Below are 26,909 nucleotides of genomic sequence, written 5' to 3'. Positions count from 1 at the left end.
CCTTCTGCGATCTCGGGCCTTTTTAGCCACGGATGCACAGATATTTCAGGAGAAATTCTTTCCGGAATCTGTTATATTTCCCCTAATACAGTAATTTAATCATCCACCCCAATGAGGGCAGATATACTTGTATTTTGTTCCTGGCGGAACTTTAGGTTGTATGGGCAAGAAAGGGCCGCGGGGTAAATGGTCCGGAGCGGCCGGGGGTGCTTTGTATTGTTTGTTTCGGGGCGTTTTTTGTTTTCCTGTTTTTACAAACAAGGACATACATTTCAGGTTTGTTATACACGCGGACTTTTGTTGTTGTCCGTATGCAATACATGATGATTTTTTAATTATACACTTTTTCTATTATCCGGGTCCCATGGGGTTGGGATATATTATCCTCTTTATTGTCCGGTTGCTTCGATATACTTCCCTGAGGGTAACCACTCAACATCATGCACTGCACCAGGTGGTTGAGTGATTTTCACATGAAAATCGTACCGAAACCACCGGCCTCTTCTTTTCTATTCCACGATCACCTTTTTTCCTTCGACCCGGAAGTTCAGGTCTTCATTGGTCGCGGAAAGTGCGGTGAGGATATTTTGTATACTTTGCCTGCGGCTCAGCATACCGCCGAGACGACGGGATCCCAGCGTTTTGTTACGGAACTCTACTTCTATATCATACCAGCGCGCAAGGACCTCCATAACTTCTTTCAGTGATTTGTTCTCAAATCCGAACAGCCCTTCTTTCCACGCCGCTGCATTGTATACATCCACCGCAGTTATGGTTATCCCGGCACTGCCTTCACCTACCACAGACTGCTCTCCCGGTTTCAGTTGTTTGCTCGTCCCGCCGTTACTCACCATCACCTTACCTTCTATCAGGGTGCTGGTCACGGTTTTATCCCCGCGATAAGCGGATATATTAAACTGCGTACCCAATACTTCGATCTCCTGGTTGCGGGTAGCTACCTTGAAAGTGCTCCCCCCGTGTTTTGCGGCAGGAGAAACTTCAAAAAAGGCCTCACCGTAAAGCAATTCCACCACCCGGGGCTGCCCGTCAATAAAAGTATCGGGATATTTTATCTTTGTCTCCGAATTGAGCCACACTCTGGTACTGTCTGCCAGCAAAACAAAGAACTCTCCTCCCCGTGGAACCGTGAGTTCGTTATACGTTTCCGCACCTTCTTTCCCCGTTCCGTAAATCAGGGACTCCCCGTCACTGCTTAAATTATCCGAAGTATAAGTTTCTCCTTTGTCCAGGACCACTTGTGTACCGTCCCCCAGGGTGAGTACAGCCTTACTGCTTCCGGGTTCTATAGTGACTTCGGCCCTATTTGCGGGGATGATATAATCGGAAAAGTAGGCCCCGAGAGAAACGAGTAAGACAATCGAAGCTGCGACGCCCAACCACCTGTATAACTTTTGCCTGTTCTGTTGTGGTTTATTCCCTTGGCTGCCTGAGGTCCGTACATCCTGTTCTAAAACTTCCCCTTTCTTTTCGGCAAAGGGCATACGGGTATGGCGCAGGTGGTATTCCTTTCTTTTCTCAAAATATGCCCTGTTCTTCGGGGATGCTGCGTACCATTGGTCAAAAATCTCTTTTTCCTCTTCGGTAAGGGCATTCTCCAGTTTTCTTATGATAAGTTCAAATTCCATTGTATCCTGATCTTTTGACGGCAATATGATACTGCCGGAAGACTTTCAGTTTAATCGCAGGTTAAATTTCACTTCCCGGGGTGTAAGGCATTGTTCGTCCGTACAGGCCATAAAAACAACACTTCCTTCCAGGGTTTCCTGTGTTCCTTTTTCTACTTTCACTTTCTGTACGAAATCTACATTACCGATATAATAACGGGCATCTACCATAAATACTTCCTCGTATTTTTCTACAAGATCGCCTTCTTCTTTTACCTCCCCGTCCAGTTCCACTTCGGGGTTTTCCCTGAAAGTAATTTCCGTAGGTAAAGGCCCACCATCTTCGGTATGCTGGGAATAGATTCGCCAGGGGTACTCCATATGGGCAGAAATACGAACCTCATAGGTTTTATCGTCCAGCTTTTCGGAGGTAAATCTCCATTCGACCGGATCCAGCCCCTGGGCGGAAACACCGGCAATATGGGAAGCAATTATTATTAAGAAGCACAAATATCTTTTCATCATTTTCACTTATATGCGTTTGTCTCGTTTTATCCTGAGTTTCCAGCTGCTTTAAAAGGGCGCGAGCCTTCCGGACCCACGCCCGAAAACAATCCTAACTCAAATAACCCTGCTGAAATAAAAACAGAGCCCTTTTCTATCGTTTTTCGGGCTCCCCCGAGGATGCTGTTTCACCCGGACAGGAGCACTGTAATTATTTATACTTAACATTTTTTTAATATTGATGCATTTATAAAAACATTCGTTTAACCCTAAGACAATGATTTATTAAAAAACACTACAAAAAGGAGGAACTTTTTTTCAAAAAAAATACCCGAATAATCACAAGACACTGTTTATGAGAATTTTAAATGAAAAATATTTTATGCATTTTTTGGTGATTTTTTTTTATGGAAGGTATTATCGGGCTTGAAATCCGGGAATATCATCCTCCGGAAATTATATAACGGGAAGCAGGTAGTATGAAGTTTCCACTATAAATTTTTGTGCTGAGATTTTCGGGCAAATTCCTGACAAATCTTTTGCCTGGCCCTTTTCAACTGGGTATACACCGTATTGGCATGTAAATTTAGCTTTTCTGCAATCTCAGTCTTCTTGCAGCCTTCGCACAGCCAAAGCCGGAAGATCTGTTGCATCTGAGGCGGGAAGGTCTCCGTTATTTTCAATATGGCGGGTAACATCTCCGGTTTTTCGTTTTCATCCTCCACCACATCTTCCGGGTTATAATGGCTGGCTACGGTGAAATAAAAATCGGCAAATCCGAGGTTATCCGTAATATCCACAGATTTAAGATAGTTCAGGCAACGGTTTTTCACTGCAGTATATATATACGATTTCAGGGAAAGCTTAACATCCAGTTCGCCGGCATTTTCCCATAAAAAAACAAAAACTTCCTGCACCACATCTTCGCTCGCAGCGATGTCCAGCAGGTAACTATCGGCATAACGGACCAATTTTGTATGGAATCGGTCATAGAACTCCCTGAATTCCCGCTGCTGTATTTCTTTTGATGAGCCTGTACTCATAATTGCGTAATGACAACGTTAGACTTTGCGGACGCATAATCAACACACAAGATTAAAAGGTAAATGCAGGTAAGAATAAGAACCGGGGTAATCAGCCATAAAAAATATCCGACCATAATCTAGTTAGACCGTAAAACCACAAGTACCATTATCCCTTCTGATCCATACCAGGAAAAAGGCATAGAGAGGGTATTACCGTACGTGCGGTTTCCTTTGTGATGGCACTGTTTTCCAGGTGACCACCAGTTAAACAAAAAACTCTATGTACGCGGTGGGAAAGACGGGTAGTTGTCCCAACACCTGCATTAGGGATGCGCAGGGGCCCACGTATAAAAACCTTACAATAGCTTAAGAAGATTGTCCTTTTTCAGAACACCACACCTCACTTCATGGCGGTTTTGACTGGGGATGCCTCCGGTAAACCCTCTCTAAATGAGGATTATAAGGTTTTCACACTATTTTTAGGTATTGGATTGAATATTTCAAAGTTAATAATAATTAAGGATATTCAACATAAATACTCATATTTTAAATTATCAACAATACAACACACAATTAAATGTATTTAAAACAAATAACACTCATTTATACTACCAAAAACAAAACCTCTACTAAAACTGTTATCTGTTTACATCGGGGCCTTATTGAAATCGTATGTAAAAAGTTCCGGGACGATTTTAACTTATCGGAAAAATTAGAAAAATGGCGTGGAACTCTACTTACCGAACAGAGGTACTGGCATACCATTGGAACAATAAGTGAGCCCACGCCCGGGTCGTGAGCTTTCTTCACTCATCATCTCGTTCCAATTGAAAAGTGCCAGTTTTCTGTTCGAGACTCTAAGCGAATAGCTTCTGATATTTTTCTATAAGAAGATTCGCAAATTTAATTACTATCCGTAATTAATACGGGGTAAATATAAAAAAACAAAATCACATATATGTAATTGTAGTCCATCTTTTTTCTGTTTCTCTTTGAAAGGGTATATGAAAAAGATCAAAAATAAAGACCTTTTACACAGTATTTCATTAGTACTTAAAGAACTGCGGGATAAAAAAAATGTAACCCAGCAAGTGGTTAAGGATGATACCGGTATTCATATAGGAAGAATTGAAACCTCCAAACACGACCCTTCCGCAAGCACAATATATGAATTGTGCAAATATTTCAAGATCTCCCTTTCCGAGTTCTACCAAAGAATCGAACAAATAGACCCGGAGCTGAAAATCGATAAGGAATAATAAGGTTATATGTGTCTGCCGATAAGGGAGAACGCGAGATTATCACCCGATATTTTTCGGGGAAAATTCCGGTTTCCGAATAATATCCGGGGAGCGAAAAAAAGCAAAAAAAATCTTTTGTCAGAACAAAAAAAGCTTTCTATATTTGCATCCGCTAAGGAGAAATGGCAGAGTGGTCGAATGCGGCGGTCTTGAAAACCGTTGAGGGTAACACCTCCGGGGGTTCGAATCCCTCTTTCTCCGCAGAAAGCCCTTACAAACATGAGGTTTGTAAGGGCTCTTTTTTTGGCGGAGATTCTCGTTGACAAATCTTCATTCCCGGTTTTAGCGGGAAGATCATTTTATACAGATAAAAAAGCTTTTCCAGCTACAGAAGATAATGGTTGTGCAGAAGCCGTGCGGAATTACCAGCTAAAAAGCTCCACAACTAAATTTCCGCGCCTGGACCGTTTTCTTCATGGAATACATTCTTCCTAATACAGTTTTTTCAGGCTTGAAGCATCAAAAGTCCGTATTTCCTCAAATTGACGCTCTTTAACCTTGAGTACCCAATTCGGGTCCTGCAGAATAGAACGGCCTACGGCCACCAGGTCAAAATCCCCGCGTTCGTGCCTTCTCACCAGTTCTTCGATGCCGGTAGCGGATGCTCCCTCGCCCTTCCATACGCCCATAAAATCACCGGACAGGCCTACGGAACCCACCGTAATGGAAGGTTGTCCGGATACTTTTTTCAGCCACCCGGCAAAGTTAAGGTCCGAACCTTCGAATTCCGGTTCCCAGTACCTTCTTTGTGATCCGTGAAAAATATCTACCCCGGCTTCGGCAAGAGGAACAATCCAGTCTTCCAGTTCTTTCGGGGTATGTGCCAGCTTTGCAGTATAATCCTGCTGCTTCCATTGTGAAAGACGAAGAATTATTACCATATTCGGACCTACGGCCCGGCGAACGGCCCTGATCACTTCTACGGCAAACCTGCTGCGTTCTTTTATGCTTTTTCCACCGAAACCGTCTGTTCTGTGGTTCATGCCTTCCCAGAAGAACTGGTCTATGAGATAACCATGTGCCCCGTGAAGTTCCAGAGCATCGAATCCCAGCGTTTTGGCATACCCGGCAGATTCGGCAAAAGCCCTGATTGTCATTTCTATATCTTCCGTAGACATGGTATCCGGACTTTCCATCGGGGCATCCGGCCTCCATTCTCCTGCAATGGTATCACCCACATGCCATATCTGGGGTGCAATTTTACCACCGGCCGCATGTACCTCGTCTACAACATTCTTCCATCCTTCCAGGGCACGGTCCCCGTAAAAATCAGGAATATCCTTCAAATTCTTCGAAGCCGGACGGTTGATTACTGTGCCCTCCGTCAGGATCAGGCCTACTCCCCCCGCTGCTCTTCGTTTATAATAATCGGCCACATTCTCAGCCGGTATGCCGTTCGTGGCAAAAGCCCGGGTCATCGGAGCCATGACAAATCTGTTCTTTAAAGTTAATCCTTTGTATTGAAAAGGCTTGAAAAGTGTCTCTGTATTCATTTCTGTTTTTTTAATTTCAACTGATATTCCATGCAAAATTACGTGTAATAGTTTATTTTTGTAACCTGTATTGGTTTATAGTGGTAACCTTGAAGTAACCAACAATGAGAAAAGAGATATTTAAATACAGCGACTGCCCCATGCACCGTTCCATGGCTATCCTGGGGACCAAGTGGAAACCCATCATTATCTATGCCTTAAGGGAGCGGAAAGCCCGCTTCGGCCAGTTACACGCCGCCATAGGCACCATTTCCAAAAAAGTACTTACGGATATGCTGAAAGAACTGGAAGCAGATCATATACTACTGCGACAGGAATTCAAGGAACTGCCGCCACGGGTGGAGTACAGCCTTACTCCGAAAGGAAAAGCACTCATCCCTATAATGCTGGATCTCGTAAAGTGGGACAACAGCTATTACGAATACGATAAATCCGGACACCCGGCAAAAGCAGTGACAGGTTAGCCGATCTGCGGTTTCTCCCGTACCTTGTGCTTTGTCGGAGCCATGTTGAAAAATACCGGAAATACGGGATATAAGAAAAATGATTTGCACCGTATCTTCGTACCCATATTACGGGTAAACGGATGTATATTCTCCGTGATAGGAAAAGCTTTAAAAAAACAGGAATGATACAGGTATATATCACAGATGACCACCCCATTGTCCAGGAAGGCATAAAAAACCTTTTGGCCACCAGAGATGAAATTGCCCTTAAAGGAGTCTTCCAGAATGGCAAAGACACTATAGATGCTCTTGCCGGGGAAGAACCGGACGTGCTGTTACTGGACATCAACCTGCCCGATATCAGCGGTATTGAACTGAGCAAACAGATACGCGATGCTTACCCGGAGTTGAAAATTATTGTGCTTAGCGTACATAATGAAAAAGCGGTAATAAGCAGTGTGCTCCAAAACGGGGTCAACGGGTACGTCCTGAAGAATTCCATCGGTGATGAAATTATCCAGGCTATCCACAAGGTCATAGACGGCGAGTTATATATGTGCAAACAAACAAGGGATATTTATGAGAATCAGGACAACAACGGCCCGGATTTTATACCGAAAATTACCCGTAGGGAAAAAGAGATACTGCAACTGGTAACCGAAGGATTCACCTCCTCACAAATTGCCGAAAAATTGTTTATCAGTCCGTATACGGTAGAAACCCACCGCAAGAACCTGATGGAGAAATTTGACGTCAATAACATGACGGCCATTATTAAGTACGCTACCGAATTTAAATTGCTCTGATCAGTAAGCCCGGAGCAGAATCCTGGTATAGTTAAACAAAAACAGGTTTCGAACATCAATGGAAATCATTATTACGGAGTTGGGAAAATACAGTTTCCGGCCCCGTTGTTTTTGTGAAAATCCCGGGAAAGATTTTTGGCCGACCCTATATCATGAACCTCTTACTCCATTCCAGGAAATCCGGAGTCCCTATATTTTACAACGAACAGGCTGTATATGACTTCATCATGCAGGCTACGGGAATAATCTTCATCCCAACCGGATGAAACCGAACCAAATGCCGGGTAACGTTATCCTGAATGGCGGGTGGGTTACCTTCAACCGGTATAATACGAAATAACAAGCTGCTACCGCCCCCCAACAGCGAAAAGCGAGAGCCTGTTCTGTCACCACCCCGCTTCTTCAGTCTTTTTCAACTTCACGACTATGGTGTCCCTGTTATCCTGCCCCGACTTCCATACCACTTCTTCGGGGTTATAGCCTTTTTTTTCGATATGAAATCTCAGACGCGGACGACAGGTAAACCCGTTACTGATACGATGCCCGTAGAAATACCCGGTACTGTCTGTTACCGATGCATATTGCGGATCGTTTTTATAGTACGTTACATTCCGCATGGGCCTTCCCGTTTCGGCATCGACTACCATACACCGTAAACTCTGCATACAATCACAGGAAAAAAGACATAAGGCCACAATAATCACCAAGCAAAACCTTCTCCACACTTTCTTTCGTTTTTATAACAGGCCGGGAAGCCCCGGCAGATTCCAATATACTAAAAATTCAGCGCATGTCCGGGTGGATCACCCCCGAATAGTATTCCTTTATTTTTTGCTTTCTTCCTTTATCATTCATATATCCGTTCAAGGCCAGGGGTATATGTACGGACAACAGCAACACTCCCGCAATAACCAGGAAAGAAGGAGCCATATATGTCCAGGCCTGCGCAAACGAATCGGCCGAAGCTCCCTGTATCCACCATTTGCTTTTTTGTATACTTGCGGATATCCCGGAACTGAAAATCAGCGTAAGGCCTACAGTAGCCGCTCCCACTATGGCTGCAGCCACATGGCGAAACCACTGTCCGGACGGAAATCTTTTCTCCTCTTCTCCTAAAGACAAATGCGGACCGAAACGCATCAGCCAGCCGTCTTTTGTCACTTCGGCATTCACCGGGTTTTCACTATAAGCCAGCATAAAAGGCAACCATTCCCTGTTATATTTCAGCTCCAGGCTTCCCATACGGGCTACCATACCTTCTATCTGAGATGATGTATTGTTCACCTGCGCAAGAAATGTGGGAACGCCGTGTAAAACCCGTACAGGAGCAGGAGAAGACCATTTCGGGGCCCTCCAGGTCCTCCAGAGACAATACAAAAGAAGAGCCCCGCCCAAAACAACTCCCCAATGTGCATATCGTCCTAATACAGCACTAAGCCCCAGTACAAAAAAAGCCACGGAAAGTAATACAGCTCCTCCCATACCGGCACCGGCTTTTTCCCGGGCTTCTATTTCCATAGGTGTTTGGTTACGATTGGAAACAAGCCTTACTTCCATACCTTCTTCATGTTCGCCGGGCAGTTTCCCGGTTTCTCCTTTCTCCATCTGTTCTCTGGCATGAATACTGTGCAACAGGGAGTATTTATTGTTTAAGGCAAGTACCAGCGGGACTTTCTCTGTTTTCACCACCTCTGCCATATTAATTTCCTGTACATAATTAAGCCCCTCATCCTCCAGGGTCACTTCGAGTCCTCCTATCATATTATGCCATTCTGTATCATACCTCACAGTAATTCCGTGGCGGTCAAACAACCCCTTTATAATATAAACATCATCCCCGGTACGTTTGTAAAACTTTCTCCGGGGGCCTTTCTGCTGTTGTAAACGGTCCAGAAGTTCACATTCTTCCGGGGTGAGTTTCCGGTGAAGTTCCATATCCTTTTCCGCTTCGCGCGATGAATACCGGTCTCTCGAACGACGGGAAAGATAGGTGATGGCATTGAAAAGGGAATAGATCAGCACCCCGAACAGCAATATGTAATACAAAATATCCATAATTTTTTTATTCCTTAACTTATATTACAAACTTCAAAGTTTCCATGAATTTCCGCAATCCCAGAAAACAGGGATTTTCGGAAGATTAAGCGCATCCTCATATATTCCGCTATATACGAACCTTATTTTTATATATTTACATACCGATGTCAGCACATGTTTCTGAAAATCCCTGTTTTCTGGGATTCCATGCTGCAGGAAGACCCCGTATTTTTGTATCGTATGCAGGAAAAAATAATGATATGGAGTTTTGAAACATGGTACCATACGGTTATCAGCATGTTCCTGTTCTTTAATCTTCTTTACTGGGGAAGCGCCCTTGGAGGACAGTTGCTTTTGAAGTTTTTCCACAGGAAAGCCATAATAGGGGCGGTTGACAACCATAACCTGCGCCTGGGACAGGTAAAACGGGAAATCTCGAAATCGATGAGCTCTATTACGGTCTTCAGCCTGCAGGGTATTGTTTTTCAACAGGGAATACAGCACGGCTGGTTGCACCTCTCCTATTCGTCCGGTTGGATATGCCTCATAGAAATCCCCGTTTTATTCTTCTGGAACGAAATACATTTTTACCTCTGCCATGCCCTGATGCACCGGAAATGGTTTATGCGCCACGTTCACGCCGAACATCACCGATCTAAAGAACCTACGGTATTTTCAACGTATAGTTTTCACTGGTTCGAAGCCTTTCTGCTGGGTACGGTCATTATTCCCCCGCTTATGGTACATCCGTTCCAGGTGGTATCTGCCCTTTCTCTGCCCGTAATGAGTATACTCATCAATATGCTGGGGCATAGTAATTACGAGTTCTATCGGGGTACCGGTAACAACCACCTGCTCAAATTTTCTTATCGCCACAGTATGCACCACAAAACAGGCAGGGGAAACTTCGGGTTTATGCTCCCCTGGTTCGACCGGTTATTCCACACTACATATAAAACAAAAGAAAAATGAAGAAAGTATATATTACTTCCGCCGGGGCTTTTTTGCCCAATACTGCGGTAACGAACGAGGAGATGGAAGACTTTCTCGGAAATATTAACGGGACACCTTCGCGAAAAAAGGCCGTTTTCCTTCGTAAAAACGGTATCAAAACCCGCTTCTATGCTATGGATAAATCCCAGAAAACCACGCATAAAGCCTACGAAATGGCGGCACTGGCCATTGAAAATTGTCTTTCCGGTTCAGAGGTACCGAAATCGGATATCGATTTCCTCAGTGCCGGTACTACACAAAGCGACCTCCCGGTCCCGGGATTTGCAAGTATGGTACACGGGGAGAGCGGACTGGACCGCTGTGGTATTGCGTCCCATCAGAGCGTATGCGCTTCCGGGCTCATGGCCATAAAAAACGCATATATGCATGTACAGTCAGGCGAAATGAAAAATGCCGTATGCTGTGCCGCAGAACTGTCGAGCAGGATGTTCAAATCCAACCGGTTCAAATACCAGGCCTCCATACTTCAACAGGAAGAAATCCCCCTGGAAACCGAGTTCCTGCGATGGATGCTGAGCGATGGTGCAGGGGCTTTGTTATTACAGGACAAACCTGCGGTAAACGGACTTTCTCTGGAAGTGAAATGGGTGGATTTACAGTCGCATGCCAATGCCTATGATGTTTGTATGTATACGGGTACACAGAAAAACAGGGATGGTTCCGTATCCGCAACCTGGCTGGATTACGATTCCGTATCCGATGCCGACCGTGAGGGCATGATAAACCTGCGCCAGGATATGGGACTGGTGGAAAATATTGTAAAACTCGGGGTAAACCGGTTTTTCGAACTTATCGACCTTCAAAAGATAGACCCGAAAAACATCGACTGGCTGCTGTGCCATTATTCGTCCCATCACTTCAAACCCCAGATCGTCGATTTGCTGCACAGGGGAGGATTGGAAATCGCCGATGAAAAGTGGTACACTACCCTTTATGACAAAGGCAATATGGGATCGGCCTCTATTTTTGTGACCATAAAAGAACTGATGGACAGCGGCAGGCTCCGGGAAGGCCAGAACATCCTGTGCATGGTACCGGAAAGCGGCCGTTTTATAACCGGCTTTATGTGGCTCAAAGTCGTATCCGGGAAAAAACAAATACCTTCGGACGAACTGAACAGGGAAATACAAGCCCCGGAAATTCACACGGACGGAAAGCCGGTACAGGAGTGGCTGGTACGGCAGCTTACCAATACCTGGTTCGATTTCGAACGTTCTTTACAGGAAGTGCCCATGGTGCAAAAGATCTATAACGGAACGCTTACCCTGGACGAATACAAGCGTTTACTGGTAAACCTGCGGCAGCAGGTTATCGACGGTTCGCAATGGATCGCCCGGGCGGCATCCAATATAAGTATGGAACATTTTCCCGTACGCTCGTCCTTTATCCGCCATTCTTCGGACGAACACAGGGATTACCAGTTACTGGAAAAGAACTACCTTCGGTGCGGGGGCAAAGAAGAAGATATTCTCACCGGGAATAAAAACATCGGTAGCGAAGCCCTGAGCGCTTTTATGTTCCACCGGGCCAGTCAGCCCGATCCCTTCGATTTGCTGGGCGGCATGTTCATCATAGAAGGACTGGGAAACCGCGTAGCCGGGAAATGGGGTCGCGCCATAAAACAACAACTGGAACTGGATGATGACCAGGTATCGTTCCTTATCTATCACGAAAGCAGTGACAGTAACGAAAATCATTTTGAGCGTTTTGAAAAGGCTATTCAAAGCGATCTGTTAACCCGGGAAGTTGCCGAGAAAATCGTCAAGACCGCCAAAGTAGTGGCCAGGCTTTACAAAATGCAGCTGGAAGAAATAGATAATTTTTAAAAAGCGATTAACATGAAAAATTATTCCGAATATTTCGAGTCCCTGGAAAACAACCCGCGGGACCCCAGTCACTGGCATGCCCTGTACCTGGACCACAGCATACCATTTAACAAAGATGCCAAAGCAGCTTTTTTATACGATGCCAACAGTAAAACCCGCCAGTTCCTGAACCCGGTTGTTCGGGTGCTGGCACGTCTTTCCATTCATGTTATGCAGGTTCTGAAAATATTTATTCCGAATCTGGTCAATGCCCCCGGGGCATTACACTGGAGCCTGTATATGGGCATGAAATACTTTATTACCCCGGAAGCCAATTTCCTTATTCTCCGGCATTTTTACCTGGGGTCGGAAGTGCTCCGCTTTATAAAAGACAATGTGGACGGGGCCGGAGAAATTCCCATGAACCCGCTGAAACCCGTTTCGGTAAAAGAGGTGAAGGACAATCTTTTCCTGGAACACGACCTCAATCTCTATAATTTTATTATCAACCTGAACAAGGCCCTTAAAGAAAAAGGACAAACGGTAAAAAAGAAAGAAAACCCGGATTTCAGCGCGATTTCCACAGGACCGATCCCGTTTGAAAATTTCCGGAACGGGTGGACCAATTTTCTCGACCTGGGTACGGCTATTGAGATTTTCACTCCCGTCTACCAGTTTTTCCTTACGGACAATGATTTCTGGCGTGCCACCAATTCCCTGCAACTGGATGAAGTCATAGGTTTATATGCCGCTACCATCATGGATTGCCCGGAGAAACTGGTAGCCCTGAACAATAAACACCCCATGATACCACTACCGACCGCAGGGGCGGCTTTCCGGTTGTTATTACACGGTTTTTCTACCGAAGTATTACATGCCCTGCTCGTAGAGGCCAAATTAAAACAACAGGCACAAAACCCGATTTCCTGAAATGCTTACCTACCTGGAACAATCCTCTGCCGTTCATGTATGGTGGGTCCTGTTGCTGATCAATATCGCCATATACACCGGTACACTGGCTTCGGGATGGGTATTACTGCGGCTTTCCGGGAAAAAACAGGTATTCCGGGCAACCCGGGAATCCTTAAAAAAAACAGGAATATCGCTGGTCACCGTAACCATCAATACGGCCATAACCTATGTAGGGTACCTGTTATGGCAAAACGGGTGGATCGTCATTACTTCCGGCCACACAGCTCACATTATCTTAGATTTCCTGGTGCTTTTCCTGGGGATGGATTTCCTGATGTATATCTTTCACCTGTTTATCCATCGTACTTTCCTGTACCGGGCCATACACGGACTGCACCACGAATCGGAAAACCCGGTACCGCTCGATCTCTTTGTACTGCACCCCCTGGAAACCATCGGTTTCGGGCTCATGTGGTTATCTTTACTTATGGTGTACCCGGCAACCTTTTATGCTGTGGTACTATACCTTACGGTTAACGTGATCTTCGGGCTGGCGGGACACCTGGGAACAGAGCCCCTGCCGGAAAGGATAAGGAAATGGCCATTGGTAAAATATATCGGTACTTCTTCCTTCCATCACGGACATCACCTGGACATCCGTTGCAATTTCGGGTTCTACACCAACATCTGGGACCGTCTGTTCGGTACCCGAAAGAAAGAACCTGTCCCTGCAAAAGACCCGGAATAAGCGGGAATGTTTTATTTTTTTTCCCGTCCATCCGCATTCATAAGGCATTCAACGGTTATCGTAGTCCCCGAACCCTTTTCGGAGAGGATGTCCAAAGAGCCATGAAGAAACTCCACCCTGGCACGGATATTGGTCCACCCGGCACTTTGTTTACCGGTAGCGGCTATCTTATCTTTGTCAAAACCTATACCGTCATCCTCTACCGTGAGGAATATCTTATCCTCAACCTGTTGTAGTTGTACATAAATAAGGGACGCTTCCGCATGTTTTATAGCATTGTTCACCAACTCCTGCATAATACGGTACAACACCATTTGCCGGGAATGGTCCATCTCATTAGTATAATTAAACACTCTGCATTCTATTCGAACTCCGGAAGTCCGGAACCTTTGGCAGTACTCTTTCACTGCTTCTCCCAGCCCGTACCGGATCAGTATTTCCGGCATCATGCTGTGGGCTATGCGCCGCAGTTCGTTTACGGCATCGTCCAGGTGTTCCATGGTCTTATCCATAAGCCCCTGCCCTTCCGGATTGGCGAGTATGGTTTTTACTGCCGACATTTCAATTTTAATACCCGAAAGCAGTCCGCCAAGCCCGTCGTGCAGGTCTCTTGCCAGGCGGCTCCGCTCCTGTTCCTGCCCTTCGAGCATGGCCGATAAAAGAGATATGCGGTTTTTCTGTTCTATTTTCCCCACTTCCATTTTATGAAGCTGCTTTTGCTGCTTCATAGCTTTGGTCCTTTGTTTGTTGGCATAGATCAGGATAATAACGGCAATAAACCCCACCAGGGCAAGACCTATGTACAGGCGGTTCAGCTTTTTACTGTAGGTTATTTTTTCCTGTAAGACGGCCAGTTCCCTTTCCTTCCGGTTCGCTTCATATTGTGCTTCCAGTTTCTGGGCCAGTGCCATTCTTTCCATGTCAAAACGGTTGGTGTACTCACGGATATACTGCTTGTAATATCGTAATGCTTCCCCGAGATCTCCCTGTTTTTCCCGGATAACCGAAAAATACCAGGATATGCCCGGAAGTATCCTTTTGTTGACCACCGGTTCTTCATGTGCAGCAATGGCGGCATTACCGATAAAAAATTCCGCCCTGATATAATCTTCTTCCATAATGGCATATTCCGTCAGCATAATATAACTCTGCGCCAGAACGGAATATTCGTTTGTTTTTTGTGCTTCCTTCACGGCAAGGTCCAGGTAATAACGAACCTTCTCTTCGTAAGAGGACGGCATATACCGGGAATAGAGTTTTGCTATGTTATATGCCGCTACGGGCAGGCGGGTAAGATGGACCACACGATCCCTGTTTTTTTCCAGAAAGGAAACAGAATGTTTGTAATAATAGAAGGCCGAGTCGCGAAATACCTGCCGGGTCGTATCTTTTTCAAACCTGTCGGCAAAACTGTTGCCTACGGACAGGTCTGCATAGGTCTGCATATCGGGGTCTCCGGTTCTCAATGCCTCTTTATAGCACAAAACAGCATATTTCTGTTGATTGAGAGTATCACTCCACTGTCCGTATGCATCAGACATTTCACCGTATATCGCACTTTTTAATCCATGTGCTTCTTCCCGCTCCACCAGGTGCAATCCCTCCAGGAAACCGGCGATGGCTTCCCTGGGTTTATTCTGCCGGAGCCGGAGCCATCCCCTAGTATACTCTACATACCCCCGGGCTTCATTATCACCGGTCTTATCGCTGTAATACAAAGCACTGTCCAGGTTTTCATTCGCCTGCAGGAACTGGTTGTCTTCTACATACCACCTGGCCAGGACAGCATATAACCTCGCTTTATGCTTTTTGTCTTCCAGTTGCCCGGAAAGTTTAATTGCCTTATGCAATACCGAAAAGCCTTCTTTGTGCCCCCTGCGATAGAATGTTATTTCCGCAAGCTTGTTCATAGCTTCCACTCTTTCCGGAACAGAAAGGTCCTTTCGCGACAGCACCAGCTTCAGCGAATCTTCTACAATATGTGCTTGTACCGGGCTTATCGTTCCCAGGCAGCTTCCGGCAATGAGAAGCAGCAAAAAAAGAGTGTTACCGCATGATCGGAAACTGGTATATACAGAAGTAAAAAGCATGCTATTTTATTAAAACTTTACAGACGGGCACAGTACAAAAGTAGTTATAACACCTCATAGCCCGCAATACCGAAAAACTGGGATTTTAGAGAGCTGCATGAAAAGCCGGCGGGATACGGAATCAGGGAACGGGAAGGACTTCTGCCGGAATGGCAAAAGTTCCGAAGTCTACGGGGATACCGACGGTAAACGTACGGGTGTTCAGCTTTAAAACGTAACCTTCTTTTTTTTGTTCCTTTTGCAATACCATTTTACCCGGAACCGCGAACATGTTTTCCGAAGGCATTTCACTGAATCCCCACTCTCTGCCACCGGCCCAGAGGGTCTCGATGTTGTTTTCATTATGTACCCATTGCACTACGGGCTGCCCCATAAACTCACGACGGACGGAATGAACCCCCGACGTATCCTGCTCTTCCCCGGTTTCGGAAAGTGCCTGAAAAGGCAGGTCAAAAGCTTCCGGGATACCTTGTTCTTCCTCGGTAAGGGTATTTTCTTTAAGGTCGTAAACCATAGTACGCCCCGGAATTTTTATGGTCAGATCTCCCTGATGCACCAGAACAAAACGGCATTCTCCCGGGTTTACATGATGCCCTGTCATCCGGAAACCCCACGACTCCTGTCGTATCACTATTTTTTCGGGAGTAATGGCAAGCTGGTATCTCCTCGTCCCCAGCTTATCCATGTCTGCTTCAGATAGTCCCCGAACCTTTTTGTCTGAAGATTCACATATTTCTACGGCGTTTACATATTGTTCCTTTATCATATTCCCTCCCTCTTCATTAAGGGTTTCCAGAACCTGGTCCACATAGATATCCGGGACTTCTTTCTGCTGTTGACAGGCAAAAAATAACAACAACACTACCGGCCAGCCCCGAAGCATGGAAAAAGGAGAACGCATAACAACTGTCCGTTGTATGACACTATTAAAAAAAAGGGTTTTGTCATTGCTCGTAAACACGGGGTAAAATTATTTGTTTTTCAGGGAATATACAACCGAATATAGCAGCAACCCGAAATGTCCTTTTCATAATTACGAAAGATTTAATCCTATTCTATGATGCCTTTTACGTCTCTTCATAAATTAGTTTTTTAACATTATTTTAACATTAAAAATAAAACCTCCTCCCGTATAACTACGTAAGTCTCGGCGTAACTAAAATACGGAATTATGAAAAAAATACCTGTTAAAGTAAATCTTCGGGAATCATCTAACACCCGCAGACAATTCCTGAAAATCGGTAGTCTTGCTGTTGTAGGCACCAGCTTGTTACTGTCCTGTAACAATGACGACGACAGTGGTATGACAGACCCGGACGATGTTTTTGATCTTGGAAGCGGAGATCTCGGAATCCTGAATTACGCATATGCCCTGGAACAACTGGAAGCGGCTTTCTACACCAGCGTTCTGGACGGTTCGTACTGGATGAGCGCGGGTGCCGAAGAGAAACTTATCCTGGAAGATCTGTATAAACACGAGGTCATTCACCGCGAATTCTTCAAGGCGGCTATTACTGCTGCTGTGAACGGGGACAGCAGTAAAGTCTTACCTGAGCTGGAATTTGATTTTTCCTCTGTCAACTTCGGTGACAGAAATTCTGTTCTTGCCACGGCAAGAGTGCTGGAAGATACCGGGGTAGCAGCCTATAACGGTGCCGGAGCGTATATTCAGACACCCGACTACCTTGTTATAGCCGGGAAAATCGTTTCTGTCGAAGCCCGGCACGCAGCGGCCATAAGATCTATTTATATGGATGATCCTAAAGCATTTGCAGGGGATGAAATTATTGATGCGAACGGACTGGACCTGGCAAAACCACCTTCCGAAATTCTGGGGGCTGTCGGCCAGACAGGTTTTATCAAGACCGAATTCACTGCCAACCAGTTACCCGAAGAATAGTTTGTCCGAACATTAACTTAAAACAGAAAAATTATGGAAATCATAAAATTTTTAGAAGCTTTTACCTCCGATAACCTTTTGGCCAGGACTTCTTCCAGAAGAGCTGTTTTCGGTACTTTCGGAACACTCGGTAAAAAAGCGGCCCTGGCAGCCATTCCTTTCGGGTTAGCCACAGCACCGAGCAGGACTTTTGCTTTTCAGGACCAGAACGCAGCCATAGGGGCGCTTCAACTTGCCCTTACTCTCGAATATCTCGAAGCCGAATTTTATATCAAGGCTTTGGAATCAGGAGTACTTCCCTCGGGAAGCAATGCAGAAGCCATTTATGAACAAATCTCAAAACACGAAACCGCACATGTCGATTTCCTGATGGCCGGGCTCGGTGATGATGCCGTAGACTCTCCTGTTTTTGATTTTACGGCAGGAGGAATGTTCGACCCTTTTAACGAAAACGGTACGGGGCAGGAAGTAGCCTATGCACAACTCCTGGCTCTTGCCCAGGCATTTGAAGATACTGGTGTCCGGGCATATAAAGGACAAGCCGGAAATCTGATGGGTACCCCTTTTCTCACCCCTGCATTGCAGATTCATTCCGTAGAAGCACGTCATGCATCAGAAATAAGGAGATTAAGGGCACGTGTAATGGAGATGGACCTGGATCAGAATATGCTGGGATGGATTACATTAAACGAAAGAGGTCCCGGCATGCCAGAAGCTACACAGGCAGTTTATGACGGAGAAGAAAATGTAATACAGGGCGGTGTAAACCTCGTTAACGCGACAAATTTTGACAATATAGCGGTATCCCAGTCTTATGACGAACCCATGGACGGTGATACCGCTTCGGCAATAGCAGGATTATTCATAGTTTCGTGAAATTCACGGTAGTTTCTAAGTTAGTTGTAAGCGCAGGAAATGGCCTGAAGTTTAACTTCGGGCTGTTTTCTTTTTCGCTTTTTAATGTTCTTTCACTTGGCACTTTGTCATTTAACACTTAAATTTAAAATGTAATACCTCATTTATGCAACAAGATCTTTTGATTTCCCGGCTCCGGGACGGGAACGAACAAGCCTTTGAGCGGATCTACGAACTTTACTCCAGAAGCCTCTACGGAATTATTTACAGTATTATCCGTGACGAAGCGGTCTCCGAAGAGATCCTCCAGGATGTCTTTTTGAAAATCTGGCACGAAGCTCCCTCTTACGATCCGGAAAAGGGACGTTTTTTCACCTGGATACTGAACATTGCGAGAAATGCGTCGATTGACCGGTTACGGTCCAAAGAATATAAAAATAGCCAAAGGAATGTCCATGAAGAATATTTCTCAGATATTATGGAATCCGGGAATCAGACTTCCGGCAAAATAGACGCCATCGGGCTGCAAAAATATATAGATATCCTCGGTCCCATGTGTAAAAAGCTGATAGACCTGTTGTTCTTTAAAGGCTTTACCCAAAAAGAGAGTGCCCAAAAGTTACAGATCCCGCTGGGAACCGTAAAGACAAGAAACAGGATGTGTATTAATAAATTACGTGCTAACGTCATCAGATAATGAACACAGAAGAATTTATAGCCTCCGGAATTCTCGAATTGTATGTGTATGGTGTCCTGCCTGAAACAGAAAACAGGGTAATTACCAAACATTTGAAACAATACCCGGAAATCCGTACCGAGGTAGAGGAAATTGAACAGGCGTTAATGGAGTTGTCGGGAGCCGTTGCACCTGAAAACCCGGAACACCTGTTGCAATCTATAAAAGAAAAACTATCCGCGCGGCCCCTGGCAGAACTATCGGCACGGAAACGCAGCAACTGGTTCACCTATACCGGCTGGGCCGCAAGTGTTATCCTGCTTGTCGGATTGTTCTTCCTCTTCGATCAGAACAGAAAACTGGAAGAATCACTGGAGGAAACCCGCAACAGGAACATACAGTTGGAGGTCCGGATTGCAGATGCTAGGAATAATGCTGAAAAAACCCGGAGACTTCTTGATATTTTGCGGGACAAGAATATTCTGAAAGTTCCGTTGGAGGGACAGGAAGCCGCTCCCGAAGCTTATGCAGCTGCCTATTGGGACAAGGAAAAAAACGTGACTTATATAGATGCCCTGGGCCTCCCCGATCCGCCGGAAGGTATGGTATACCAGATATGGTCCCTGAAAATGGCCCCGCTAACACCAACCAGTATGGGATTGCTCGACGATTTTGAAACGGATGAAAATAAAATATTCGAATTGAGCAATACCAACATATCCGAAGGTTTCGGTATTACCCTGGAACCCGAGGGAGGCAGCGAAACACCAACATTGGAAAGATTATATGCCCTGGGTGTAGTCTCTTCCTGAGAAGAATTTACGTCCGTGCCATACTAATACCCTGTACTGAAAGTTGCGGAGGCCCTTTATAAGCAAAGCCCATCACCAACAATAAAAAAATTGTCATACCACTTTTACCGGGTAGAGGAAAAGTATATGACGGTAGGTGATCTGCCCGGCACTATGCTTCCTGCTTTTGTTCAAAGACCATGTAACTTTTTATTTCTTTTACTTTTCCATCCTGCAGTTCGTAAACATCACAGAAAAAACTCTTTTTGAGCGATCCGTCTTCTCCTCTGGAAGTAACGGTGCCGGTTCCGGCTACTTTATTTCCTTCTTCAATGAAATCGCCTATGGTGCTGGACACCATTTCGGGGATATTGGCAAAAAACTCCCGGATAGCATCTTTTCCCTGGGCCAGGTCAAAAAACCCGGGCCAGCCCATTTTTACATCTTCGGTCATATAAGACAAGGCTTTTTCTACATCACTGTCCAGGAATGCCTGTATAACCTGTTGTACTACTTCTTTGTTTTTCATGATATGTTGATTTTAAAAATGTTATGTTCCACTTTAGAAATTGTTTTTGATCTTATTTCCAGGATCTGTCTATCCTGTAACCGTAATGTAAAATTGCGGATTCCTTATCACCTGTAAAGGGTGATATAAGGACATTAAAGGGTGGGTTTTGTAACAATTACGGGGAAAATCCGCTGAAAGTGAATAAATTCCATGAGCAGACCTGGCAAATACCGGATCAGATCACAATGAAACATGAAAAATATAGAATACGAAAATTGTACTGAGTTGCTGCTATCGAGCTATATCGTTACGTGCAAGCGATACATCTTAAGGATATAGGATATGGCAATAATACTTCCGGTAAGGAAAAAAAGTATTTTGAAGATGGTGCTCCCTCTTTCCGGAGCAAACTTTTTATGCCAGAAAGCTACTGCAAAAAGAAGCAGGAGAGGAATGGTAGCGGGATACAGTTCCACGCTTTTTTGGATATCTCCCTGCAGAAGGGCCATAAACGAACGCTGAAAACCGCAACCCGGGCAATCTATACCAGTAAGCCATTTAAACGGGCAAGGGACCAGATGATGTTGCAGCCAATGCCAGAAACTTCCGTGCATATATACCTGTTTTTTTTTACAATAAACCGTTCTGTCCGAAAAGGTACAGAGGTTTTGATAAATGAACCCGGATACCTTGCGGTTCCGGGTTACAATATATTGTTTTTTTCAAGGGAATAGCCTAAACTATCGAAGTATTGGCTTCTGCCGCCGAAGGCCCTTCGTATTCGGCATCTCCGAAGCCCAGTACCGGATAAAAAACAAAAGGTAAAAGAATAAGTCCTACTGTAAATCCTTCGCTTTTACCGAAACTTTTGCTCAGCAGATTGGTAAGCCATATCAGGGCTATATAATTTACACAGGGAATAATCAATAGTACAACCCACCACGTGGGCTTACCTACAATTTCTATGAGGACTATTAAATTGTAGATAGGCACTATGGCAGCCCACCCGGGTTTTCCAGCTTTTTCAAATACTTTCCACATTCCGGCAATGGCCAGGACTATTATGGCAAGATAAAGCAACATACTCAGGAGGCCTATCCCTGCCCCGATTTGATCGTTTGTGTTCATTTAAATTCTAGTTTATTGGTTTTGTAAATTAACAGGCTACTATTCGTAGTCCTTCGGGGCAAAAGTAGTAAAAACAAGATGTCCGGGAGTATCCCCGAAAACCGGGATTTTAAAAGAAAAATCCGTATGGAAGTCGTTATTCATCCCGCCCCGAAAAAGAAAAAATACATTCGGGAACTTCTCATACAAATATGAATTCCACAAAAAATATATATAGGTATGAACGAAAATCACTTATCATCACCCGGCACCAATGCCAGGCGTGGCTTTTTAAAACAACAACCCCGGCAAAGCACAGGGCTGTCCGGGGCCAGAAACAACAATATAATAACCGGAATCAATGTACGGCAGAAGCATCTACTTTTCCGGAACCTTTTCTAATAAACAATACGAAAGGCACACATATCAGGAACAGTATGCCCAGGTAGAGGAAAATATCCATATAGGAGAGTACGGTACTCTGCCGGGTTATTGCCCCTTCGAGCATCTGGTATGCTTTGTCCAGGGATTCATTGATACTGAATCCCTTGTCGATAAACATTTGCTGGTAAGCATTTAAACGTTCCTGTACCCGGAAATCGGCCCCATTGAGGTTCGGGACCAGGTTAACCCGGTGTTGCTGTCCCAGGCGGGTAACGAAGGTGGTAATAATGGCAATACCGAAAGATCCGCCCAACTGTCGCATCATCCCCGTAAAGGCCGCCCCTTCTCCTATATCTTTTCCCTGAAGGGTGGAAAGCGAAAGGGTGGTTATAGGCACAAAAAGCAAGCCGAGTCCCACTCCCCTCGTGACCAGGGGCCAGAAAAAGTGTTCGGAACCGGTGTCCGGCGTCATCACCGCATACATCCAGTAGCTGTATATAAAGAATATCGCAAACCCTCCCGCAGCCAGGTGTTTTTGTGAGACTCCGCGTTCCAGTAATTTACCGATGACGGGCATCATCAGTCCCGTGGTAATGGAACTCGGAATGAGCAACAACCCGGCGTCCGTCGCTGTCCATCCGAGGATGGATTGGGTATATATGGGAATCACAAAGGTAGACCCGTATAAACCGAAACCGAGAATAAAGGTAAGCATAGTACCTATCCGCAGGTTGTAATTCCGCAATACCCGCAGGTTGACTATAGGGTGCTCATAGATCAGTTCCCGCCATATAAAGAGAATCAGGCCAAATACGGACACTATACTCAGTGCCACAATGGTGTTATTTGCGAACCAGTCGTCCTGCTGCCCGTGTTCCAGTACGAACTGCAGCGACCCGATAAAGGAGGCCAGGAAAACGATTCCCCACCAGTCCACCTGGCTTGCTTTGAGTTTTTCCCCGTATTTAGGGCTTTTTACATATAACAGGGTAAGGAAAGTAGCTATAATACCTATGGGTACGTTGATGTAAAAAATATAAGGCCATGAAAAATTATCTACCAGATATCCTCCCAACGGAGGGCCCAATGTAGGGCCTACAATAACCCCCATACCGTAAATGGCCTGTGCCATCCCCCTTTTTTCCAGCGGATAACTTTCGGTAATAATGGTCTGTGCCGTAACCAGAAGGGCCCCGCCCCCCATTCCCTGAATAAAGCGAAAAGCTACCAGTTCCCATATATTCGTGGCATTACCGCACAAAAAGGAAGTTACCGTAAAGATAATAATGGAGGCTGCAAAATAATTACGCCTTCCGAACTGTTTGGATAACCAGCTCGTCATGGGAATTATGATGACATTGGCAATGGCATAAGCCGTGATTACCCAGGCGATATCATTGAGAGAGGCCCCCAGGCTTCCCCGCATATCATTGAGGGCCACGTTGACAATGGTAGTATCTATGATTTCCAGAAGGGCACACAAGATGGCAGTTATTGTGATAATCACCCTCCGTAAACCATATTCTACCAGGCTGTTTTCGTCCTGAACTTGTACTTCGCCCATAACTTATTTTAAATGTACATCTACCAATACGTTCATCCCGGAACGCAATCGACTCAGTTTTTCCGTATCGTTATTGGAGGTAAAATCAATCTTCACCGGAAGTCGCTGTACGGTTTTTACAAAATTTCCTGTGGCATTATCGGGAGGAAGCAAAGAAAATCTTGCTCCGGTCGCAGGAGAAAATGCCGTGACCTCTCCTTCAAAATCTTCTCCGGGATAAGCATCTACTTCTATGCTTACTTTCTGCCCGATACGCATTTCATTGAGCTGTGTTTCCTTGAAGTTGGCTACCACCCATTTCTTGTTGGTATTTACCAGGTAAAAGAGGGATTGACCGGGACGTACGAACTGGCCGGGCTGCAGATCAACGGCCGAAAGCTGTCCGTCAATGGGTGCGGTTACCACGGTATATCCTACATTCAGTAATGCCGCGTCCAGGTTTGCCTGTGCACTTTGTACATTGGCTTCAGCAACAGTGACCTGTTTTTCCGAAATTTCGGTTTGTGAAATCGCGGCACTGTGCTGGCTGCTGCTGGCCTTTTGCTGGCTCTGAAGTATTTTGAGTTGCTGTTCTGCTTCTTCCCTGGCTGCCTGGGCCTGCTCGTACTGCTGTGCGGTAATGGAATGGTTTTCGTAGAGGTTCTTATACCGTTCATAATCATTGGTAGCCCTCCACAATTTGGTTTTTGCCGTTTCTATATTGCCCCTGGCAGACTGCACCTGCGAACCGGAAGCTGCTGCGTTGGCCTGATAGGAACCTATACTTGCCCGTGCCACCGCAAGCTGGCTTTCTGCCGCCGCGAGACCGGCCCTGGCTTCTTCCAGTCTCACCCGGTAGTCCTGGTCTTCGATAACGAAAAGGGTATCTCCTTTTTTCACTGTCTCGTTATCACTTACATAAACCTTTTTAATATATCCTTCCACGCGGGGTATAACAGGGTTCATATTAGCCTCTACCTGGGCATCGTCCGTAGTTTCGTGAGAAAAGGAATGGATGATCTTATATCCGCCATACAGAATGCCTATACCAACCAAAACCGAAATAATGATCACGAACTTTTTGTTGGTCTTTTTCTTTTGTTCCATTTTTATGAAAAATGATTAGTTTACTTATTTATATAATTTGTAAGGGTTCCCTGTGCTGTCAGGAATTCATAATATTTCCGGGTAATATCGGCCCTGGAATAAGCGAGGTTGATCCTTGCCTGTAACTGCTCCACATCGGCTTCCAGCAGGTCGTTGGTATCGACCAGGCCGTTGTCGTACTTATCTTTGACGATGCGGTAGTTCTCAATGGCCTGTTCCTGAGATTCGGTATACACTTCGTATTTATTCAGTGCCAGGCGATAATCTTCCAGGGCATTTCTGACCTGTATGTTCACCTGGTCGGTATATTTGTTCAGGGTGTACTGCAATTCGGTAGCTTTGCTCCTGGCCAGTCTGACATCGCTTTTGGACTTGAAAATATCGGACAGGTTATACGAAAGCCCTACTCCTACATTCATAGCGTTGGTCACGGTCAGAGCATTGGGGACATCCAGTGCCACATACCCTCCCACAAGGTTTACGGAAGGAAAAAACTTACTCTGTGCCACTTTGATCTCGTCTTCCGCAGCTTTTTCCCGGTATCGCAATGCCTCCAGGTCGCTCCTGGATATGGCCATGGTATCTTTGCCGGATACGGGTATGATCTCCAGTTCATCGTCGCTTGTTTTAATCAGGGTCCCTGCGGGCAATTTCAGCAAGGTTGTAAGCCTGTAGTTAAGGATACGCTCGTTTTTCATAGCTTCTTCCAGGGTAACCCGTACATTGGATTCCTGCAGTTTCGCTTTTAAAAGGTCGTTACGGGCCAGGAGACCGTTCACTTCCATCGCGGAAAAATCTTTAACCCTTTGCTCCGCACTTTTGAGGTTTTCCTCCACCAGGGCAACAGTTTGCCTGGCTTTATACAGGTTGATATAATCCGTAACCGTTTGCAACGCCACCTGTTCCTTGTCACTTATGGCATTCAGTCTCGCAGCTTCAAGACGGTTTTCTCCGGCATTTACAAGGTTTTTAAGGCGAAACCCGGAAAACACGGGAACGGAAGCGCTCACCTGCCCCAGAAGAAGCTGGTTGACCTTCGGAAATCCCCCTGATTCTTCTTCACCGTCGCCCGACCCGCCCCCTAAAAGGCCGGACTGAACATTGGGTTCGGTCAAATACTGGTATTGTCCGGAAAGCCCCAGTTCCGGGTATTGCGCATTTTGGGTTACATGAAGTTCACTCTCGGCCGTATTGACTTTTTCATCGGCTATTTTGGCATCATCTCCGTTGGTAAGTGCCAGTTGTATGGCCTCTTTAAGCCCCAGAGGCTTTTCTTCCTGTGCCGCCAGGCTACCCGACAGGACCAGAGACAGCATAAAAAGCAATAAAACGCTAACTTTCATTTGATGGTTTGTTTGTTTTTAACAGGACAGATGGACATCGAAAGTTATGATTCCATCATATGTTTCACTTCGGTATGCAGAATGTGTTTAATAGTATTATCATCCCGATGATTATCAGAATCGGGAGGTTTATCCCTTGTTAACCGGCATTTCATAAGTAAGTAATGCTTTAATCGTTTGTTGAATATGTATAGTTAATGTGGTGTATACATAATCGTCTATGGTTATTTGTTCGTTAAAGCCGTGGAGCGCCTGGAAAAACTTCTTGTTATAATAGAAATGGAAGTAAGTTCCCAGGATGGTCGGCACGATAAGCGGTATATTCACATGCTTCGAAAAAACACCTTCTTCCTGTCCGTTACGGATAAGCCCCTCGATCATATTGTAGTTTTCCCTTTTCTGGCGGACGTAGTTGTCAAAACTAACCCGGCGCACCGGATTGGAATATTCGAAATTCACCACCTTATATGCCCGCCGGTTGTCATGTATGCGCCTCACCATTAGAGCGACCATATTATCTACTTTGGTCATATATCCCCCTTCTCCTGCTATGACCTTTTCCATCTCCTTCCGGAAACCGGAAAAACGGTGGAACAACAAGGCATCCAGCAGCTTTTCCTTGGAGCCGAAATAATAGGAGATCATGGCAACATTAATATCGGCCTCCCTGGCTATCTGACGTACGGAAGTTCCGTCAAAACCGTTTTCCGCAAATAGTTTTTCGGCTACCTCCAGGATACGCGACTGTTTTTCGTTCAACTCCATACTTCTTCCGTATTAAATATGAAGAAGCAAAATTAAACAATCGTTTAAATTAAACAATTGTTTAACTCAGGTTTTTTATGTTTTTTTAACACTAAAACGTTATCGCTTTAACATGTAAATA

26 protein-coding genes and 1 tRNA gene are annotated in these 26,909 nt (G+C 45.2%); 12 read left to right on the top strand and 15 right to left on the bottom strand.

All coding sequences use genetic code 11. From position 1 onward, the window contains the following. Window positions 1-509: 509 nt before the first annotated feature. The 3 genes from ED312_RS05715 to ED312_RS05705 all read right to left on the bottom strand — a co-directional run bounded on the left by ED312_RS05715 (window position 510) and on the right by ED312_RS05705 (window position 3,172). The gene (locus ED312_RS05715; protein WP_123215050.1) at window positions 510-1,646 is read right to left on the bottom strand and encodes a FecR family protein; all 1,137 of its coding nucleotides are present in this window, start codon (window positions 1,644-1,646) and stop codon (window positions 510-512) included. Window positions 1,647-1,691: 45 nt separating this feature from the next. After that, complete coding sequence (locus ED312_RS05710; RefSeq protein ID WP_148044222.1) at window positions 1,692-2,150, bottom strand: protein-disulfide reductase DsbD family protein; 459 nt, start codon at window positions 2,148-2,150, stop codon at window positions 1,692-1,694. Between the two features lie 470 nt (window positions 2,151-2,620). Continuing rightward, window positions 2,621-3,172 (bottom strand): sigma-70 family RNA polymerase sigma factor, encoded by a 552-nt coding sequence (locus tag ED312_RS05705; protein ID WP_123215048.1) that lies wholly within the window; start codon window positions 3,170-3,172, stop codon window positions 2,621-2,623. 986 nt (window positions 3,173-4,158) lie between these two features. Between ED312_RS05705 and ED312_RS05690 the strand changes: the two genes are divergently transcribed. Next, entirely contained in the window at window positions 4,159-4,413 is a 255-nt protein-coding gene (locus tag ED312_RS05690) for a helix-turn-helix domain-containing protein (RefSeq protein WP_123215045.1), read from the top strand. A 158-nt stretch (window positions 4,414-4,571) separates the two neighbouring features. Continuing rightward, window positions 4,572-4,656, top strand: a tRNA-Ser gene (locus ED312_RS05680). A gap of 230 nt (window positions 4,657-4,886) precedes the next feature. On the opposite strand, the gene ED312_RS05670 is transcribed toward ED312_RS05680, so the two are convergent. Continuing rightward, window positions 4,887-5,948, bottom strand: a complete 1,062-nt coding sequence (locus ED312_RS05670) for an NADH:flavin oxidoreductase (protein WP_123215042.1) — start codon at window positions 5,946-5,948, stop codon at window positions 4,887-4,889. Between the two features lie 104 nt (window positions 5,949-6,052). Between ED312_RS05670 and ED312_RS05665 the strand changes: the two genes are divergently transcribed. Then, complete coding sequence (locus ED312_RS05665) at window positions 6,053-6,412, top strand: winged helix-turn-helix transcriptional regulator (RefSeq protein ID WP_240643033.1); 360 nt, start codon at window positions 6,053-6,055, stop codon at window positions 6,410-6,412. A 164-nt stretch (window positions 6,413-6,576) separates the two neighbouring features. Continuing rightward, window positions 6,577-7,200 (top strand): response regulator, encoded by a 624-nt coding sequence (locus ED312_RS05660; protein WP_123215040.1) that lies wholly within the window; start codon window positions 6,577-6,579, stop codon window positions 7,198-7,200. A 386-nt stretch (window positions 7,201-7,586) separates the two neighbouring features. Here the strand turns inward: ED312_RS05660 and ED312_RS05655 are convergent, their stop codons facing one another. Both ED312_RS05655 and ED312_RS05650 read right to left on the bottom strand, forming a co-directional pair. Continuing rightward, a complete protein-coding gene (locus ED312_RS05655) occupies window positions 7,587-7,865 on the bottom strand; it encodes a hypothetical protein (RefSeq protein ID WP_148044221.1) in 279 nt (92 codons plus the stop codon). A 118-nt stretch (window positions 7,866-7,983) separates the two neighbouring features. Continuing rightward, entirely contained in the window at window positions 7,984-9,255 is a 1,272-nt protein-coding gene (locus tag ED312_RS05650) for an IgaA/UmoB family intracellular growth attenuator (RefSeq protein ID WP_123215038.1), read from the bottom strand. 156 nt (window positions 9,256-9,411) lie between these two features. On the opposite strand from ED312_RS05650, the gene ED312_RS05645 reads away from it, so the two are divergent. Genes ED312_RS05645 through ED312_RS05630 form a run of 4 tightly spaced genes read left to right on the top strand, consistent with a single transcriptional unit; the run spans window position 9,412 to window position 13,716 of the window. Beyond that, on the top strand, window positions 9,412-10,209 hold the full coding sequence (locus ED312_RS05645; protein ID WP_123215037.1) for a sterol desaturase family protein: 798 nt from the start codon (window positions 9,412-9,414) through the stop codon (window positions 10,207-10,209). Continuing rightward, window positions 10,206-12,077: a beta-ketoacyl-ACP synthase III gene (locus tag ED312_RS05640; RefSeq protein WP_123215036.1), complete on the top strand. Its 1,872-nt coding sequence runs from the start codon at window positions 10,206-10,208 to the stop codon at window positions 12,075-12,077. Before ED312_RS05645 ends, ED312_RS05640 begins: the two co-directional genes overlap by 4 nt. A 12-nt stretch (window positions 12,078-12,089) precedes the next feature. Further along, window positions 12,090-12,986: a DUF6999 family protein gene (locus ED312_RS05635; protein WP_123215035.1), complete on the top strand. Its 897-nt coding sequence runs from the start codon at window positions 12,090-12,092 to the stop codon at window positions 12,984-12,986. Between the two features lies 1 nt (window position 12,987). After that, window positions 12,988-13,716 (top strand): sterol desaturase family protein, encoded by a 729-nt coding sequence (locus ED312_RS05630; RefSeq protein WP_123215034.1) that lies wholly within the window; start codon window positions 12,988-12,990, stop codon window positions 13,714-13,716. An 11-nt stretch (window positions 13,717-13,727) separates the two neighbouring features. On the opposite strand, the gene ED312_RS05625 is transcribed toward ED312_RS05630, so the two are convergent. Beyond that, window positions 13,728-15,752, bottom strand: coding sequence for a sensor histidine kinase (locus ED312_RS05625; protein ID WP_170164449.1), 2,025 nt, complete (start codon window positions 15,750-15,752; stop codon window positions 13,728-13,730). 175 nt (window positions 15,753-15,927) lie between these two features. Then, window positions 15,928-16,707, bottom strand: a complete 780-nt coding sequence (locus ED312_RS05620; RefSeq protein WP_148044220.1) for a hypothetical protein — start codon at window positions 16,705-16,707, stop codon at window positions 15,928-15,930. A gap of 270 nt (window positions 16,708-16,977) precedes the next feature. On the opposite strand from ED312_RS05620, the gene ED312_RS05615 reads away from it, so the two are divergent. The 4 genes from ED312_RS05615 (at window position 16,978) to ED312_RS05600 (ending at window position 20,049) form a co-directional block, all read left to right on the top strand. Beyond that, window positions 16,978-17,706 carry a ferritin-like domain-containing protein gene (locus tag ED312_RS05615; protein ID WP_123215031.1) on the top strand — a complete coding sequence of 243 codons (729 nt, stop codon included), beginning with the start codon at window positions 16,978-16,980 and terminating at the stop codon, window positions 17,704-17,706. Window positions 17,707-17,739: 33 nt separating this feature from the next. Continuing rightward, window positions 17,740-18,582 carry a ferritin-like domain-containing protein gene (locus tag ED312_RS05610; protein WP_123215030.1) on the top strand — a complete coding sequence of 281 codons (843 nt, stop codon included), beginning with the start codon at window positions 17,740-17,742 and terminating at the stop codon, window positions 18,580-18,582. A gap of 145 nt (window positions 18,583-18,727) precedes the next feature. Beyond that, window positions 18,728-19,258: an RNA polymerase sigma factor gene (locus ED312_RS05605; RefSeq protein ID WP_123215029.1), complete on the top strand. Its 531-nt coding sequence runs from the start codon at window positions 18,728-18,730 to the stop codon at window positions 19,256-19,258. Further along, a complete protein-coding gene (locus tag ED312_RS05600) occupies window positions 19,258-20,049 on the top strand; it encodes an anti-sigma factor (RefSeq protein ID WP_123215028.1) in 792 nt (263 codons plus the stop codon). Before ED312_RS05605 ends, ED312_RS05600 begins: the two co-directional genes overlap by 1 nt. 151 nt (window positions 20,050-20,200) lie before the next feature. On the opposite strand, the gene ED312_RS05595 is transcribed toward ED312_RS05600, so the two are convergent. From ED312_RS05595 to ED312_RS05560, 7 genes are all read right to left on the bottom strand, one after another. Beyond that, entirely contained in the window at window positions 20,201-20,557 is a 357-nt protein-coding gene (locus tag ED312_RS05595) for a nuclear transport factor 2 family protein (RefSeq protein ID WP_123215027.1), read from the bottom strand. A gap of 281 nt (window positions 20,558-20,838) precedes the next feature. After that, window positions 20,839-21,153, bottom strand: coding sequence for a DUF2752 domain-containing protein (locus tag ED312_RS05590; RefSeq protein ID WP_123215026.1), 315 nt, complete (start codon window positions 21,151-21,153; stop codon window positions 20,839-20,841). Between the two features lie 121 nt (window positions 21,154-21,274). Further along, a complete protein-coding gene (locus tag ED312_RS05585; protein ID WP_123215025.1) occupies window positions 21,275-21,667 on the bottom strand; it encodes a DUF5684 domain-containing protein in 393 nt (130 codons plus the stop codon). Between the two features lie 337 nt (window positions 21,668-22,004). Beyond that, window positions 22,005-23,594, bottom strand: a complete 1,590-nt coding sequence (locus ED312_RS05575; RefSeq protein ID WP_123215023.1) for an MDR family MFS transporter — start codon at window positions 23,592-23,594, stop codon at window positions 22,005-22,007. A gap of 3 nt (window positions 23,595-23,597) precedes the next feature. Continuing rightward, window positions 23,598-24,680: an HlyD family secretion protein gene (locus tag ED312_RS05570; protein ID WP_123215022.1), complete on the bottom strand. Its 1,083-nt coding sequence runs from the start codon at window positions 24,678-24,680 to the stop codon at window positions 23,598-23,600. A gap of 20 nt (window positions 24,681-24,700) precedes the next feature. Further along, entirely contained in the window at window positions 24,701-26,023 is a 1,323-nt protein-coding gene (locus ED312_RS05565; RefSeq protein ID WP_123215021.1) for a TolC family protein, read from the bottom strand. 129 nt (window positions 26,024-26,152) lie between these two features. Next, window positions 26,153-26,788 (bottom strand): TetR family transcriptional regulator, encoded by a 636-nt coding sequence (locus ED312_RS05560; protein WP_123215020.1) that lies wholly within the window; start codon window positions 26,786-26,788, stop codon window positions 26,153-26,155. Window positions 26,789-26,909: the final 121 nt, after the last annotated feature.

This window comes from Sinomicrobium pectinilyticum (genome assembly GCF_003725735.1).
In the GTDB taxonomy this organism is placed as follows: Bacteria; Bacteroidota; Bacteroidia; order Flavobacteriales; family Flavobacteriaceae; genus Sinomicrobium; species Sinomicrobium pectinilyticum.
Note: the sequence above shows the minus strand (reverse complement) of the source record. Positions and strands in the feature narration are given on the sequence as shown.